The following is a 16,438-nucleotide window of genomic DNA, read 5'->3' as shown; positions in this document are numbered from 1 at the left end:
CAGGTGGGTGCAACGAGCTGTTGCATGCGCGCAACGAGCCGTTGCTGTCTGTTGCTCCGTTTGGGCGCAGTGTGTCATGGGTGCTGCGCGCGGTGAACATGCCGATCCGGTCCCGTCCGTCGCAGCAGCTCGCGGCGGACGAGCCCCCCGGCGGATGTCACCTCGCCGCTTCAGCTCCCGCCGGGCCTGGGCCGAGTCGTGCGGCCCGGGTTCGGCGGGCTCCACCCGTCCACGCCGACCACATCGTTTCGAGGAACCCGTGTCTGTTGCGCCCACTGGCATGTCTGTCCCGGCCGTCCCGCGGTGGCGGCGTCCGTCCGAGCTCGACCCGACGGTGCCCGATGCCGTCGAGGTCGCGCTCGACGAGCACCGTGTCCTGATCAGGTCGAGTCTGGGCCCGTCGGTGCGGACCACCCCTGGCGCGTTCGGGGACTTCGTCCGTGCGGTCAAGCGGGGCGAGTACGACGATCTGCTCGACGGGGTGGGGTGATGCCCGCTTCCGCGGAGGCTTCGATCGCGCTGCTGCACACGGCGCTGGTCGACCTGGTCCTGGCGAAGGAGCCCGTCTCCGTCTCGGTCGCGGCTGCGCTGCGCGCCGTGCCCCGGGACCTGTTCCTGCCCGACGCCTCCACCGAGGAGGCGTACAAGGACAATGCTGTTGTCACGAAACGTGACGTCTACGGAGCCCCGCTCAGCTCGGTGTCGCGGCCCTCGACCGTCGCGGCGATGCTCGAGCAGCTCCAGGTCGAGCCCGGCCATCAGATCCTGGAGATCGGCTCCGGCGGCTACAACGCGGCGCTGTTGGCGGAGCTGACCGGGCCAACCGGCCATGTCACCACCGTCGACATCGACCAGGCCGTGATCCGCCGTGCCCGTGCCTGCCTCGGCGCCGCCGGCTACACCGACGTCACAGCGCTGATCAACGACGGGCACTTCGGGTTCCCGCTCCGCGCCCCCTACGACCGGATTGTCGTCACCGTCAACGCACCCGACATCCCGCCCGCCTGGACCGCCCAGCTCGTCACCGGCGGGCGCATCGTCATCCCGCTGCAGCTACGCGGTCTGCTGCGCACCGTCGGATTCACCTGGGACGGCGAGATCCTGACCTCCGACTCGATGCGGCCCTACGGCTTCGTCCGCGTCCAAGGCGCCGGGGCCCGTGCCTCCTCGCCCCGGATGATCCGCATCGCCGACGGGATCCACCTCGACCTCGACGACGACCAGGACGCCGATCCCGACGCGCTCCGCGGCGCGATCAGCGGGCCGAGCCACACCCACTCCACCGGGGTGGCCCTCTCCCCCGCCGCAGATGCCCTGCCCAGCCTGGACCTGTGGCTGGCCACCGTGCAGCCCACCTACGGCCGGCTCCACGGCACCGACACCTCCGCCAGACCCGAACTGCCTTTGCTCCCGACGCCCGTCGGGGTGTCCGCCTGCTGGTCCGATGACAGCCTCGCCTACCTGACCTTCACCCCGACCGGCGGGACCGGCGTGGAGATCGGTGTCGTCGCGCACGGCCCCGACCGGTACCGGCTCGCTGACCTGCTCACCTACGACGTCCGCGTGTGGGACGCCGAGCGGCGCGGCGGCCCGGACCCCACCATCCGCGTCTACCCCACCGCCGCCGGCCGGGCCTCGGCGCTACCTGGCCGGCTCCTCACGAAACCATCAGCCCAGCTCCTGATCACCTGGGACTGAAACCAATCACCGACATCGCAGGAGGGAGAACCGTGTGAGCGACATGCCAGGGCAACAACAACCACCCGGAGCCGACGGGGAAGCGCGTGCTGAGGATCTGCGGGCCCGTCTCGTGGACGACCTCATCGCGGAGGGCTCGATCAGAACGAAGGAGGTCGAGGCAGCGTTCCGTACGGTGCCGCGGCACCTGTTCGCTCCCGAGGTCTCGCTGAAGGACGCCTACGCCGACGACATCGTGCGGACCAAGCACGACCAGAACGGCGTGACAGTCAGCTCGGTCTCCGCCCCGTGGCTCCAGGCAACGATGCTCGAACAGGCCGGAATCAGCCCCGGCATGCGGGTACTCGAAGTGGGCTCCGGGGGCTACAACGCCGCGCTGATCGCGGAACTCGTCGGCCCGACCGGCGCGGTGACCACCATGGACATCGACGCCGACGTGACCGAACGAGCCCGCCACTGCCTGACCGCGGCAGGCTACGACCAGGTACACGTCGTGCTGGCCGACGCCGAGCACGGGGCCCCCGAGCAGGCTCCCTACGACCGAATCATCGTCACCGCGGGCGCCTGGGACATCCCACCCGCCTGGACCGATCAACTCGCCCCAGACGGCCGGATCATCGTTCCCCTGCGGATGCGGGGACTGAGCCGGACGGTCGCGCTCACCCCCCGCGACGGCACTCTGGTCAGTCTCGACCACCAGATGGCCGGCTTCGTGCCCGTGCGCGGCGACGGCGCCCATCCCGAACGCCTCGTCCCGCTCCACGATGCCGACGTCGGACTGCGGTTCGACGAGCAGATACCCGAACTCGACGCCGCCGCGCTACGAGCCGCCCTGCTCACCCCACGGGTCGAGGCATGGTCGCAGGTGCGGTTCGGCGGGATGGAGCCCTTCGACGGGCTGCTGCTGTGGCTGGCCGGCACCCTCGACAACTACGGCCTGCTCTCCCGCGCACGCTCCCAGACCGCACGAGAACTCGTCGACCCCGCCTCACCGATCGGTACACCCACCGCCGTGGAAGCGGGCAGCCTCGCCTACCTCACCCTCCGAAAGATCGAGGACGGCGACAACACCTACGAGTTCGGCGCCTACGCCCACGGCCCCGACGCCACCCGCCTCGCCGACCTGGTCGTCACGCAGGTCCAGGCCTGGAACCGGACCCACCGCAACGGGCCGCCGGCCACGATCAACGTCTACCCGGCCACGACGCCTGCCGCAGCGCTTCCGCCCGGCCGGATGATCGCCAAGCGTCACCGCACCGTCGTCCTGAGCTGGCCCTGACCAGCACAGCGACGGCCTCACCACCAACCCCTCGAAGGAAAGGGATACGCCATGACTCCTGCCCACCCGACCGCCCCAGCCCCACTCCCCCTCGCCGGCGACTACGACCTGGACGTCGAGATCGTCGACGGCGGGCCCGTCATCCCCGAGCTGCTGCGCTCCACCAGTGACAACTGCGGCAAGACCTGCGCGTCGGCCTGCACCAGCTGCAAGCAGGACTGATCCTCCGCCGCTGAGAGGTGCGTGATGTACCGCAGCCTTGACGTTCCGCTGCTACGGATGGCGGTGGTTCCCACCGATGTCGACCTGCCACCATGGCCAGACCTCGACGACAACACCGACAGCGCCGTAGCCGGCTGGACGGATTGGCTGCGGGACATCTGGGCACGGCCCGTGTTCGCCGACGCGATGACGCTTGCCAGCCCGTCGTTGGCGGCGCGGGTCGCGTCGGTCCTCGACGGGCAATGCCACGATCGGCGGGCGGCCCGCCGGGCTGTCACGGCGACAGCCCGGTACGTGTTGCGGATGGTCGGGCGTGCCACCCCTTTCGGCCTGTTCGCCGGTGTCGCGCCCGCGGGTTTCGGCCCGCGGGCACGCGTCCGGCTCGGCGACAACCATCGGGTTCACGCCCGGCCGGGCGGCGGCTGGCTCGCCGCGCTCGCCGACGACCTGGAAGCGTCCAATGCGCTGTTGCAGCGGCTGCCGGTCACCGCAGACGGGCTGCCAATCGCCCGCGGCGACCGCCTGTTCACCGGCCCTGTTGTCCGGCCCGGCGACGATGCCGGGCCGGAGGCGGTGGTCGATGTGTCGGTGCGCCGCACCCGGGCCGTGGAAGCCACGTTGCGCCACGCGGCCAGCTCGCTGCCCATCCCCGAGCTGGTCGCCCGTCTCGCCGCCGACGCACCCGCTGCCGCTGCCAGCCAGATCGAGGCCATGGTGATCGAGTTGGTCCGCCGCCGGTTCCTGCACACGCCCCTACGCCCGGCGACGACCATCACCGATCCGCTCGGCGAAGTCGCCGACCAGCTGGCCGCGGCCCGGACCGACGACCTGCCCCCACTCGCCGGCCGCCACAGCGTGATCCGCAATCTGCAAGACCTACTCACCCACCACGACAACTCGCACTCCGCCTCGCACCGTCGCGCGCTGCGCACGCAGGCAGCCGTACTTCAACGGCGCATCGTTCCCAGCGCCGCCCCGGATCTCGACGTAGGCGTCGTGGTGAACGCCGACGTGGTCCTGCCGGCGGCTGTTGCCGAGGAGGCAGGGGCCGCCGCTCGGGCGCTCGCCCGGCTCACGGCGCCGACCGCCGTCCCCCCTGAGTGGGCGGACTGGCACGAAGCCTTCCTCGAACGCTACGGCCCCGCCGCCCTCGTCCCGCTGCTGGAAGCCGTCAACCCTGACACCGGCCTCGGTCTACCCGCCACCTTCCGCGGTTCCACACGCTCCCACCGCCCCGGCGCGAACGCGGCCCGCGACCAGCGCCTGGCCGCACTCGCGCAACGAGCGGCCCTGGACGGCGCGCTCGAGGTACGCCTCGGCGACGCCGACATCGCAGCCCTGGCCGGCGACACCGTGCCGGACCGGGTTCCACCGCACGCCGAACTCATCGCCGAGGTCCACGCGAAGGACCTGACGGCCTTGTCGCGCGGCGCGTTCACCCTGCGTGTCACTGGAGGCGGGCGCGCCGTCGCAACCACCATCGGCCGCTTCCTGCACCTGCTCGACTCCGCGTCCTTCGACCGGTTCCGCGACGCCTACGCCGCCCTGCCCACCATGCGGGCCGGCACGACGGCCGCGCAGGTTTCCTGTCCGCCCCTTCCCGCAGTCACCGTCGGCGTAGCCCGATCACCGCAGCTCGCCGACACAGTGATCACGTTCGCCGAGCATCACGACGCCGGTCCGGGCGTGCTGCGCCCAGCCGACCTGGCCATCGGGGCCGACGCTGAAGGGCTCTACCTGGTGTCGCTGCCCGACCGGCGTCTCGTTGAGCCGTCCGCCGCGCACGCAGTGGAGTTCCGGTACCACACCCACCCGCTGACACGGTTCCTGTGCGAGCTCCCCACCGCCCGCGTCGCCGTCTCCATCCCCTTCTCCTGGGGCGCTGCCGGTGGGCTGCCGTTCCTGCCCCGGCTCGTCCATCGGCGCACCGTGCTCGCCCCGGCCCGCTGGAACCTCACAGCCGCCGACCTGCCCGGCCGCGCCGAGCCGGCGAAGGAATGGCTCGAGGCACTGGCCAGCTGGGGCGGCGCGATCCCAATGCCCACGCGGGTCCAGCTCGTCGAGACCGACAACCGATTGCGCCTCGACCTGCACGTCGACACCCACCTCGCCCTGCTACGCGATCACCTGCACCGCCACGGCTCCGCTCGACTCGACGAGGACGCCGCCCCGGGCGCCTTCGGCTGGCTCGACGGCCACGCCCACGAACTGGTCATCCCGCTGGCCACCACCGCCGCACCCCTGCCGGGGCCGGCACCGGAGCGCCTCGCAGCAACCGTGCCCGCTGCTCGGTCGGATGCCCAGCTACCCGGTGTATCGCCGTGGCTGTCGGCCCGGCTCTACGGCCACCCCGACCGGGCCACCGATCTCCTCACCCGCTTCCACGACCTCATGGACGCGTGGCCCGACCCGCCCGCGTGGTGGTTCCTGCCCTACCGCGACACCGAGCCCCACCTGCGGCTACGCCTCGCCATCACCGAACGTGGCGGCTACGGGCCGGCGGCCACGCGGCTGGGAACCTGGGCGGCGGCACAGCGCGAGGCCGGACTGCTGTCCCACCTCCACCTCGACACCTACCAACCGGAAACCGGCCGCTACGGCTACGGCCCGGCGATGACCGCCGCCGAAGCCGTGTTCTCCACCGACTCCGCCGCCGCCCTCGCCACCCGCCGCCTCGCCGCCAGCGCCCGCCTGCCCGTCGAAGCGCTCACCGTCGCCGGCCTGGTCGACATGGCCATCGCCTTCACCGGCGAGTTTTCCACCGGCATGCAGTGGCTTCGCGATGAGCTACGCCACGAGCCCGCCCGCGTCCAACGGGCGGAACGCGCCGTCGCGCTGCACCTGGCCAACCCCGCAGATGGCTTCGCCCATCTGCGGGCCGTGCCCGGGGCCGACGCCGTGTTGTCCGCCTGGCAGACGCGGGCAGCAGCGCTGGCCACCTACCGGGACGTCCTCGCCGCGCAGCGCCCGCCTGACCAGGCCCTGGCCTCGTTGCTGCACCTGCACGCTGTCCGAACCCTCGGCCTGAACTCCGCAGCCGAACAGACCTGCATCGCCCTCGCCCGAGCCACAGCCGCACGCGCCCTCGCAACCACCGAAGCGACCGTTTCATGATCGACTGCGACCAGGCCGCCGCCACCGCAGCAAGCCTCGCCGCCCGCCTCACCAGCCCGGCCTGTGGCGAGCTCGGGCAGACCGCGCAGTCGCTCGCCGACGGAGCGGCCGGCATCGCCCTCCTGCACGCCGAACGAACGCACGCCAGCGCCGAGCACTGGGAGTCCGTCCAGACGTGGCTGGCAGCGGCCATCGCTGGCCGCGTCAGCGTGGCGATGAACAGCTCGCTCTACGCCGGCGCCCCAGCGGTCGCCTTCGCCGTTCACACTGCCGCCGGGCAGACCCGCCGCTACACCACAGCGCGCACCGCGCTCGACCGAGCCGTCGCCACCATCGCTCACCGCCGCGTCGACGCTGCCAACACCCGCATCGACCGAGGTGAAGCGGGACGGTTCACCGAGTACGACGTCATCAGCGGACTGACCGGCATCGGCGCCCACCTCCTCGCCCACACCCCCGGCGACGACGCCCTCGGCCGCATCCTCACCTACCTCGTCCGCCTCACCACACCCCTCAACATCGACGGAGAAGAACTGCCCGGCTGGTGGTGCAGCCACGACCCGTCCCAGGGCAACGCGCCGGAATTCGCCGGTGGGCACGCCAACCTCGGCATGGCCCACGGCGCCGCCGGCCCGCTGGCCCTGCTGTCACTCGCCACACGCGCTGGGATCCGCGTCGACGGTCAGACCGACGCGATCAACACACTGTGCGCCTTCTACGACCGATGGCGCCAACACACCCCCAGCGGCCCGTTCTGGCCGCAGTGGATCACCCGCGCCGACCACCAGGCCACAAGACCGACCCAGTCCGGCCCCGGCCGCCCGAGCTGGTGCTACGGCACTCCCGGGATCGCCCGCGCCCTCCAGCTCGCCGGCCTCGCTACCGGTAACACCGCCCGCCAGAACACCGCCGAACAAGCGCTCGCCGCCTGCCTGACCGACTCCGTCCAGCTCGCCCACCTCACCGACGCTGGGCTGTGCCACGGATGGGCCGGCCTGTACCAAACCGTCGCCCGCGCCGCCGCCGACGCCACCACCGACACCCTCAGCCGCCACTTGCCGACACTCGCCGCCTCCCTCCTGCTCTCCGCCCTTTCGAACAGCGGGCGAGCTGATGGGCTCCTCGAAGGAGACGCCGGCATCGCCCTCGTCCTCCACAGCGTCGCCACCGGCGCACCGGCCACCGGATGGGACAGATGCCTGCTGATCCACTGACCGTCCCCAGCCGAAACATCGGCACCGAACAGGCCGTACTCGCGGTGCTGGCCGGCATCCCGCTACCCACTGCGGCAGACCATAGCGCCCTGCATCCCGACCAGCTCGCCGCAGCTGTCGCCACCTACCAGGCGGCAGGTCGCGCCGCGCTCGCGGTCCAAGGCGCCGCCTGGTTCCAGGTGCGCGTCACGTTTCCCGACTCAGCGGGCGCAGAGACCGTCGCAGCCACCCACCTGGCACCTGTCCTGCGCCATGCCCAGACCACCGGCGCTGTCGACTCCTGGTGGTTCGTGCGCAAGTCGCCCGACTGGCGGCTACGGCTTTCCCTAGCCAGCGGCAAGTCCCTGGCGGATCTACGTGCCACCCTCCGCCCCGCCTTCGACGACCTGACCGCGGCCGGAACCATCCGCACCTGGGCCGAAGGCATCTACGAGCCGGAGGACTACGCCCTCGGCGGCAAGGTCGGCACTGAAGTCGCGCACCGGCTGTTCACCGCCGACAGCGGCCACACCCTCGGCCGCATCCACAGCGAGATCACCAGCAAGACCCCGCCGAGTCTCGGCCGCCGCGAACTGTCGATGCTGTTGATCGTCACGCTCCTGCGCGCCGCGGGCCTGGACTGGTACGAACGCGGCGACGTCTTCGACCGCGTCAGCCGCCTACGCCCTCCACCAGCAACATCACCCACCGCCGCTGAAATTCAACGGCTTGCCACCGCCCTGCGCAGGCTGCTGGCTGCCGACACTGACCCGGCAGGCGACCTGTTCGGCTCGGACCGACCGCTGGCCAACCTGGGGACTTGGGCCAGCGCCTTTCACGATGCCGGTCAGGCCCTTGGTCAGGCCGCATACGCCGGGACCTTGCGCCGCGGGCTACGCGAGGTCCTCGCCCACCATGTGATCTTCCACTGGAATCGCCTCGGCCTGAATGTCGAGACCCAGGGCGTACTCGCCGCCACAGCACGCGAGACCATCCTCCGCGCTCCCGCACTTCCCCAAGCGCTGACGCCGCAGGCTCGCTGATGTGGCCGCCGCCGAACGACGCAGACACCCTCACCCGCATGCGCGCAGCGCACGAGCGATCCAGCGCCGCCCTCCGGGTCACGGTCGACCCGACCCGGGCTGAGGAAGCGTGGGGCTTCGCCGGACGAACTCTCGGCCGACCGGTAATGACTCCTGGCAGCCCAGGCTGGCTGCGGATCGCCGCCACCGAAGCCGGACAGCAGATCACCACATTCTGGGACGGCGGACGCACCGCACAGCAGGCGCTGCCAGCATCCATCCCACGCCCAGCGCTACGCGCGATCCACGACCATCACCACGACGGCTGGGACTACCGCGCCGAGCTGTACGACCGCGTCCACGCCCGGCCTCTCGCCGCCACCACCGTGCCGCGGCGGCTCACCGGCTCACCGAAAAGGCACTGGTTCCAGGCACTACGCCGTTCCCTCTGCATCCTCGCCACGGTCTCCACCGACCGGCGCACCATCGAGCAGTCCTACCTCGACGACGTCATGCCCAGGATGCTCGGCGAGCCGATCACCACCGCGGCGCCCGCACCGTGGGTAACCGCGCACGGAGACCTGCACTGGGCCAACCTCTGCGGCCCCACCCTCCGCGTGCTCGACTGGGAAGGCTGGGGCCTGGCACCCGCCGGCTACGATGCCGCCACCCTCCACTGCCACAGCCTGCTCATTCCAACGCTCGCCGCTCAGGTCCGAGCGAACTTCGCCGACGTGCTCTCCGCCGAGACCGGCCGCTGCGCCGAGCTGGCCGTCATCGCGGAACAACTTGACGCCGTCCACCCCGGCAGCAGCTTCGACCACACATGGCTGCTACGCGCCCGCGCCACCCACCTTCTCGGCCGTCCTCTCCCCCGTCGGAGAGCAGCGCTGAAAGTCTCGAGGGTGCCGCTATAGCCACGAACCGCGGTGCTCACACTGTGGGATGTCACGGCCGTCGAGGCAAGCCATCACCGGCCACCGACGGCTGTTCCAGAGCGGCTCCGCGAGGTTGCGCTCTTTCTGAGCCCGCATGCGGGAGGTAGTGTCGCCGGCCGGTGACTGCCGTCGCCGACGTGCTGGCCGGAGCCGGCCCATCGCAGCGCGGGTGCTGCTGTGGTGGCCGGGAAGGTCGACGAATCCAGCCGGGCCACCGGGCTTCCCGGTATCCACGGCACGACCTGACAGCAACCTGACAGAAGTTGCATGCACAACAACAGTCAGATCACTGTCAGGTCACCGCGAGTGCCTGTCCTCGTGCTGCCAGCCAAGGTGAGGCCGGAGGCCGCTGGGAGCACATCGGTAGACTCGTTCGGTCCGTGTGCGGCGCGGCGCAGGGGGGACTTGTGGACGAGCGGCTTCGCGATTTCGCGAAGGGGTCACCGAACTTCGGAGTGCTCTACCAGCACCAGCCTCTGCTGGCCATCTACGGCGCGCTCGCCGAGGCAACCGTCTTCACAAACCCGAACTCCTCGCTGGTCCAGGCCGGCCAGTTCGGCGAAGTTCTGGCAGAGGAGATGGTTACTCAAGTTGGCCTCCGCGTCGAGGGAGACCGCCAGATCGACCGGCTGGCCGCGCTGACCAAGGTCGGGGTGCTCAGCAGCCGCGTTCGCGCTGACTTCGACCAACTGCGCCGAGACCGGAACAAGGCCGCCCACCGGCATCTCTTCGACACCGCACGTGCCCTCGCCGCCGTGCAGGTCTGCTATCAGCTCGGCCTCTGGTTTCACGATGCGATCGAGGGCCGCCGAACTGTCGCCGAGTTCGTTCCGCCCACAGACCCCGGCGAGGGCGTCGGGGTCACGGACCCGGCTGAACTGGCCGAGCTACGCGAGGCCCTGGACGGCCACCGCAAGGCGCTGACTCAGGCCCGTACGCGCCTCGCCGAGTCCACCACAGCGCTGGAAGCCGAACGTAAGGCTCGGACCGAGGCCGAGAACCTGATCGCCAGCGCCGCGGTGAACAAGCAGCGGCTCCTCGATCATGTCGAGCAGCTGACAGCGCAGATCCAACAGCTGCGGCACGCCCAGCAGACGAAGTACGAGGTCGCACGCCAAGAGCCTCGGAAGGTCGACTCCCGGCGTCGCGACGCGATCATTCATCGCGCGCAGCGGGCCGCTCCGCTCAACGAGATGCAGGCCCGCGGGGCTATCGACGAGATGCTGCGCGCGGCGGGCTGGATCGTCCAGGATCGTGATCAGGTCAACCCGATGGCGGGTCAGGGCGTGGCAGTCAGAGAGTTCACGCTCGCGACCGGCCGCGCCGACTACGTCCTGTACGTCGACGGGAAGATCGTCGGAGTGGTGGAAGCGAAGCGCGAGGGTGACCACCTCTCCAGCGCCGTGGAGCAGAACGACCGGTACGCGGCCGGTGTCCTCAAGGAGCACCGTCTCGCCGTCTGGCGGGAGTCCGAGCCGTTCGCGTTCCGCTACGCGACGACCGGTACCGAGACCTACTTCATCAACCGTCTCGACCCCGACGCCCGCTCCCGCGAGGTCTTCACCTTCCACCGCCCCGAAACCGTCGCGGCCTGGATGCGGCGGGCAGAAGAGGCTCCGCGGGCCCAGACGTTCCGGGCTGCCCTGCGTCACCTGCCCGTCCTCGAGCCGAACGGGCTGCGCCTCGCACAGATCGACGCGATCAGTGGCCTGGAGAAGTCCCTGAGTGAGGACCGGGCACGGGCCCTGATCCAGATGGCGACGGGGGCAGGCAAGACCTTCACCGCCGTGGCGCAGGCCTACCGGCTCCTCAAGCATGCCAGGGCACGTCGGATCCTGTTCCTCGTCGACCGTAACAACCTGGGCAGGCAGGCCTACGACGAGTTCCGGAAGTTCACCACGCCGGACGACGGCCGCAGGCTCTCCGACATCTACAACATCGACCGCCTCGGACCGGCCGGGCTGCAGGACACCTCGTCGGTGGTCATCTGCACAATCCAGAAGATGTACTCGCTGCTGCGCGGCGAAACCCTCGCGGACGATGAACAGACCGACGAGGCCGAGGACAGCCTCGCGTACGAGGACCCGTACGCGACCGACCAGCCCATCGAGGTCTCCTACAACCCGCAGGTCCCGATCGAGGCCTTCGACCTGATCATCATCGATGAGTGCCACCGTTCCATCTATGGTCTGTGGCGGGGCGTGCTCGAGTACTTCGACGCCCACCTGGTGGGCCTGACCGCCACCCCCACGCTGCAGACGCTCGGTTTCTTCGGCCGCAACCTGGTCTCCGAGTACACCTATCCGCAGGCGGTCGCCGACGGCGTGAACGTCGACTTCGACATCGTCCGGATGCGGACCGACCTGCGGGAGAACGGCGGCGCGACGATCGAGTCGGGCACGACGGTACGGGTCAAAGATCGCAAGACGCGACGACAGCGCTACCAGGAACTGGACGACGACTTCACCTACACCACCGGGCAGATCGGCCGATCGGTGGTCACGCTCGACGAGATCCGAGCCGTGCTCATCGCCTACCGCGATAACTGGCGGCGCTGGTTCCCCGGCCGCAGCGAGCTACCGAAAACCCTGATCTTCGCCGTTGGCGAAGATCACGCCGAGGACGTTCTTGCCCAGGCCAAGGAGATCTTCGGGCGCGGGGACGACTTCGCGAAGAAGATCACATACAAGAGCCGCCAGGCCGGCGAGGACCCCGACGAGCTGATCCGGGCACTACGGACTTCCCCTCGTCTGCGGGTCGCCGTGACCGTCGATATGATCGCGACCGGTACGGACGTCAAGGCGCTCGAATGCGTGATCTTTCTGCGCGAGGTGCGCAGTGCTGTGCTGTTCGAGCAGATGAAGGGACGTGGCGCCCGGACCATCGACCCGACGGAGCTCCAAGAAGTCACACCGGATGCAGACGATCTGGTACGCAAGGACCGTTTCGTGCTGGTGGACGCTGTGGGCGTGACAGACTCTCCGTTGGTCGACGCGAAGCCGCTGGTACCGGCCGGCGAACGGCAGGTCTCGCTGGCGAAGCTGCTGGACAAGGCCGGCACGAAGTCGATCAGTGCCAGTGAGGCCGAGATCCTGGCCGGACGGCTGGCACGGCTCAACCAGCAGCTGACAGACGAGGAGCGCGACCGGCTGACCCGTGCGTCCGGTGGGAGGACCCTGTCCGAGATCGCGGGTGCCATCGTCACGGCGGTTGATCCCGACCAGCAGGAGCAGGCTCTGGAGGAGGGCGGGCAGGCGGCAGCCCGGCGGCTCGTCGAGGACGCGATCGCCCCGCTGACCGAGCACCCCGAACTCCGGCGGCACATCATCGAGATCCGACGCGACAAGGACTACCTGTTCGATGAGGTCACAGCCGTCGAGGTGACGGCCGTCGACGAGATCCCGCGAGAGGTGCGGGCCCGCGAGCAGATCGATCGCTGGAGCCGGCTCCTGCAGGAGCAGCGCGACCGCATCGCTGCGGTCGAGATCGCCCTCACCAGCCCGCGCTCGGTGTCACCCGCCGAGGCGTATGCCGCCCTCAAGGAGCTCGAACTGGAGATCCGTCGGCCGCAGTACGCGTGGACCCCGCAGGTCCTGTGGACGTACTACGAGGATCTTGGCTCCGGAGTCCACGCACGCACCCGCGAGGCGGGCGTCCCCGACCTGATCTCCCTCATCCGGTATGAGTTGGGTGTGGACGACGAACTGCGGCTGTACCGGGCGACCGTCGAAGAGCGCTTCGAGGGCTGGCTCCTCAAGCAGCAGCAGGCCGGAGCAACCTTCACCGAAGATCAGCTCTGGTGGCTGGAGGCCATCCGGAACGTGGTGGCTACCGACGTCGGCATCAGCCCGGCCGAGTTCAACGCCGAGCCCTTCAAGGGGCGCGGCGGTGGCCGAGGATTCACCCACGCGTTTCCGGACCGGAACGCACGCTCCCTGCTGAGCGAATTGAATCGAGAGCTAGCTTGACCGAAATTATCCTTCCGATGGGCTGGAGCACTGCCCCACTTGGCGAGATAGCAGACACCACCCTCGGAAAAATGCTCGACAAGTCAAAATCAACAGGCAAACATCCAGTTCCATATATGCGAAATATTAATATTCAGTGGGGTCACATCGACCTCGACAACGTCTTCACGATGGATATCTCACCCTCCGAACAAGAATTTTTTGCCCTCCAGGAAGGAGACCTGCTGGTATGCGAGGGCGGCGAAATTGGTCGCTGCGCTATCTGGCATTATAATTCAGGGTACACGGCTTTCCAGAAGGCCTTGCACCGAGTTCGCCCCACCGAAGCCGCGACAACTTACTATCTACGGTACTACTTTGAATATTTGGCACGGACCGGAAAGCTCGCAAGGTTTGCAACGGGAAGCACCATCAAGCATTTGCCTCAGCAACGGCTTCGCGAAATCCCCATCGTCCTGCCGCCGCCAGCCGAGCAGACTCGTATCGTCGAGACACTTGAAGATCACTTTTCCCATCTCGACACTGCCATCCGTGAGCTAAAAAGTGCACGCAAGAAAATTTTCGCTCTCCGCAAATCCACTCTACTTCGACTCGTACCTGAGGTTCCACCCAGAACCTGGTCCGTGATCACAACAGGGGAAGCTGGCATCGTCGAACTCGGCCGACAGCGTCACCCCGACTGGCACCACGGCCCAGAGATGCACCCTTACTTGCGTGTCGCCAATGTCTTCGAAGACCGCATCGATACCTCGGACGTTATGGAGATGGATTTCTCGGGCGTCTTCGAGAAATATCGACTCGAACCTGGCGACATCCTACTCAACGAGGGCCAAAGCCCACACCTCGTCGGCCGACCAGCCATCTATCGCGGAAATCCACCGAATGTCGCCTACACGAACAGCATTCTCCGATTCCGCCCCCACCCTAACGTGCTATCAGAATGGGCTTTGATAGTTTTTCGGCGCCACATGCACGCACGACGCTTCATGCGCGAAGTACGAATCACCACAAATATTGCACACCTTTCAAAAAAGCGCCTCGAAAACGTAGAATTCCCTGTTCCTTCGATCGAGGAACAAAAAAGACTTGTTCAATCCTGCGACGAAATTATGAGCAATGCGGACGCGATGGAGCATACAATAGAGCGCAACCTGGCCTACGCAGAAAATCTTCGCACCTCTCTATTGAACCGCGCATTTAGCGGAAGTCTGGTTCCGCAGAACGCCGCGGATACTCCTGCTTCCGTCTATCTCGATTCCACTTGCGCCAAGCGCTACGGTGAATTTGGCGAGAGAAGAGGGGGCATCCGTCGCTCACGCAAGGCCTCAGCTGTCATCGATACACCGTCTCCACCCACTACAAGCCCTGCCCTGGCTAAGGCCGTTCAACAGGAGCTTTCGCTATGACCTTTGCAGCACCCGCTCAGGCTCACGCGAAGACCAATACCTTGGTCGCCAAGCTCTGGAATTACTGCAACGTTCTTCGCGACAACGGCCTTTCCACAATCGAATACGTAGAGCAACTATCCTATCTACTTTTCCTTAAGATGGCAGACGAGATTTCCAGCGACTCGTTCACCGAGCGGGAGGCCAGACCGGTCGTACCGGCTCCGTACGACTGGAAGTCGCTCGTTCGGCTCAAGGGAATCGATCTCGAAGTCCACTATCGCAGGACGCTCGAAGTGCTCGCAAAAAACCCCGGTACCACCCTCGGAACAATATTCGCCAAATCGCAGAACCGCATCACCGAGCCCGCCCTCCTCGAGAAACTCGTCGTCGATCTGATCGGCAGGGAGGACTGGACGATCCAGGGGACGGATCTCAAGGGCGACGCCTACGAAGGGCTTCTTGCCAAGGGGGCAGAAGACACCAAGACCGGTGCAGGCCAGTACTTCACACCGCGTGCGCTCATCGACGCTGTGGTCGAGGTGATGCAGCCGGGGCCCAAGGACACGATCACCGACCCCGCCTGCGGCACCGGTGGCTTCCTCATTGCCGCTCACCACTACATCCGTGAGCATCACATGCAGAATCTCTCCCGCGATGATCGCCTCGCACTGGGAGCTGGCAAAGTCTGGGGAAACGAGTTGGTGACCGGCACCGCTCGCCTCGCCGCAATGAATATGCTGCTGCACGGGATCGGTGACGCCGACGGCCGGTCACTCATCACGGTGGGTGACGCACTCGCCGAAAAACCCGACCGCCACGCGTCTCTCGTCCTCGCCAATCCGCCCTTCGGCAAGAAGTCCGCGATCACTATCGTCGGCACGGACGGCAGGGCCGAGCGGGAGGACATCTCCTACGAGCGGGAGGACTTCCGCGCCACTACTACGAACAAGCAGCTCAACTTCCTCCAGCACATCATGTCGCTGCTGGAGATGGATGGCAGGGCCGCCGTGGTCCTCCCGGACAACGTTCTCTTCGAGGGAGGTGCAGGCGAGAAGGTTCGCCGCAGGCTCCTCGACGACTTCGACCTGCACACTATCCTGCGCCTGCCCACCGGCATCTTCTATGCGGGCGGAGTCAAGGCCAACGTTCTTTTCTTCGAGAAGAGGCCGCCCCGCAGAGGCGGCGTCCCCAACACCTCGAAGCTCTGGGTCTACGATTTCCGGACCGCCAAGCACTTCACCCTCAAGCAGAACCCGCTGCGCCGCGCGGATCTGCAGGAGTTCGTGGATGCCTACCTGCCCGGCGAGCCTCGCGACGGGCGCGTGGAGTCAGAGCGCTTCAAGTCCTTCGACTACGCCGAACTCATCGCCCGGGACAAGGTCAACCTCGACATCACCTGGATGAAGGACCCGGCACTCGACGACGCTGACAGCCTGCTGCCGCCCGAGGTGATCGCTCAGGAGATTGTCGAGGATCTACAGGCCGCGCTGAGCGAGTTCGCGGCCATCGCGGAGGCGCTCGGTGGTGAGGTCGCGGGCGAAGTCGACGTGAGCCAGCCGTCTGACCTGGGCTGATACGAAGTGGCTTGACCCGCCCTCGCCTCACGGAAAGTATTG

11 protein-coding genes are annotated in these 16,438 nt (G+C 67.9%); all 11 read left to right on the top strand.

Features of this window, described 5'->3' with window-relative positions; genetic code table 11:
- Positions 1–280 precede the first annotated feature (280 nt).
- Positions 281–490 carry a DUF397 domain-containing protein gene (locus B207_RS0107800; RefSeq protein WP_018635961.1) on the top strand — a complete coding sequence of 70 codons (210 nt, stop codon included), beginning with the start codon at positions 281–283 and terminating at the stop codon, positions 488–490.
- Positions 490–1,698, top strand: coding sequence for a methyltransferase, FxLD system (gene fxlM / locus B207_RS0107795; RefSeq protein WP_035740273.1), 1,209 nt, complete (start codon positions 490–492; stop codon positions 1,696–1,698). Before B207_RS0107800 ends, fxlM (B207_RS0107795) begins: the two co-directional genes overlap by 1 nt.
- Before the next feature lie 43 nt (positions 1,699–1,741).
- The gene (gene fxlM / locus B207_RS0107790) at positions 1,742–2,977 is read left to right on the top strand and encodes a methyltransferase, FxLD system (protein WP_051102462.1); all 1,236 of its coding nucleotides are present in this window, start codon (positions 1,742–1,744) and stop codon (positions 2,975–2,977) included.
- Between the two features lie 51 nt (positions 2,978–3,028).
- Entirely contained in the window at positions 3,029–3,199 is a 171-nt protein-coding gene (locus B207_RS38065; protein WP_018635958.1) for an FxLD family lanthipeptide, read from the top strand.
- A 24-nt stretch (positions 3,200–3,223) separates the two neighbouring features.
- Positions 3,224–6,313 (top strand): lantibiotic dehydratase, encoded by a 3,090-nt coding sequence (locus B207_RS0107780; protein WP_018635957.1) that lies wholly within the window; start codon positions 3,224–3,226, stop codon positions 6,311–6,313.
- Complete coding sequence (locus B207_RS0107775) at positions 6,310–7,527, top strand: lanthionine synthetase C family protein (protein WP_018635956.1); 1,218 nt, start codon at positions 6,310–6,312, stop codon at positions 7,525–7,527. Before B207_RS0107780 ends, B207_RS0107775 begins: the two co-directional genes overlap by 4 nt.
- Positions 7,500–8,549 carry a thiopeptide-type bacteriocin biosynthesis protein gene (locus B207_RS0107770; protein ID WP_230204902.1) on the top strand — a complete coding sequence of 350 codons (1,050 nt, stop codon included), beginning with the start codon at positions 7,500–7,502 and terminating at the stop codon, positions 8,547–8,549. The genes B207_RS0107775 and B207_RS0107770 overlap by 28 nt, the downstream gene beginning before the upstream one ends.
- Positions 8,550–8,695: 146 nt before the next feature.
- Entirely contained in the window at positions 8,696–9,445 is a 750-nt protein-coding gene (locus tag B207_RS33020) for a hypothetical protein (protein ID WP_230204901.1), read from the top strand.
- A gap of 428 nt (positions 9,446–9,873) precedes the next feature.
- Positions 9,874–13,434: a type I restriction endonuclease subunit R gene (locus B207_RS0107760; RefSeq protein WP_018635953.1), complete on the top strand. Its 3,561-nt coding sequence runs from the start codon at positions 9,874–9,876 to the stop codon at positions 13,432–13,434.
- Positions 13,431–14,840 (top strand): restriction endonuclease subunit S, encoded by a 1,410-nt coding sequence (locus B207_RS38060; RefSeq protein WP_154675201.1) that lies wholly within the window; start codon positions 13,431–13,433, stop codon positions 14,838–14,840. Before B207_RS0107760 ends, B207_RS38060 begins: the two co-directional genes overlap by 4 nt.
- Positions 14,837–16,396 carry a type I restriction-modification system subunit M gene (locus B207_RS0107755; RefSeq protein ID WP_026310805.1) on the top strand — a complete coding sequence of 520 codons (1,560 nt, stop codon included), beginning with the start codon at positions 14,837–14,839 and terminating at the stop codon, positions 16,394–16,396. The genes B207_RS38060 and B207_RS0107755 overlap by 4 nt, the downstream gene beginning before the upstream one ends.
- Positions 16,397–16,438: the final 42 nt, after the last annotated feature.

The sequence above is a fragment of the Parafrankia elaeagni genome, from assembly GCF_000374165.1.
GTDB classification, from domain to species: Bacteria; Actinomycetota; Actinomycetes; order Frankiales; family Frankiaceae; genus Parafrankia; species Parafrankia elaeagni.
The sequence above is the reverse complement of the archived record's forward strand: the minus strand, read 5'-3'. Positions and strand labels throughout refer to the sequence as shown.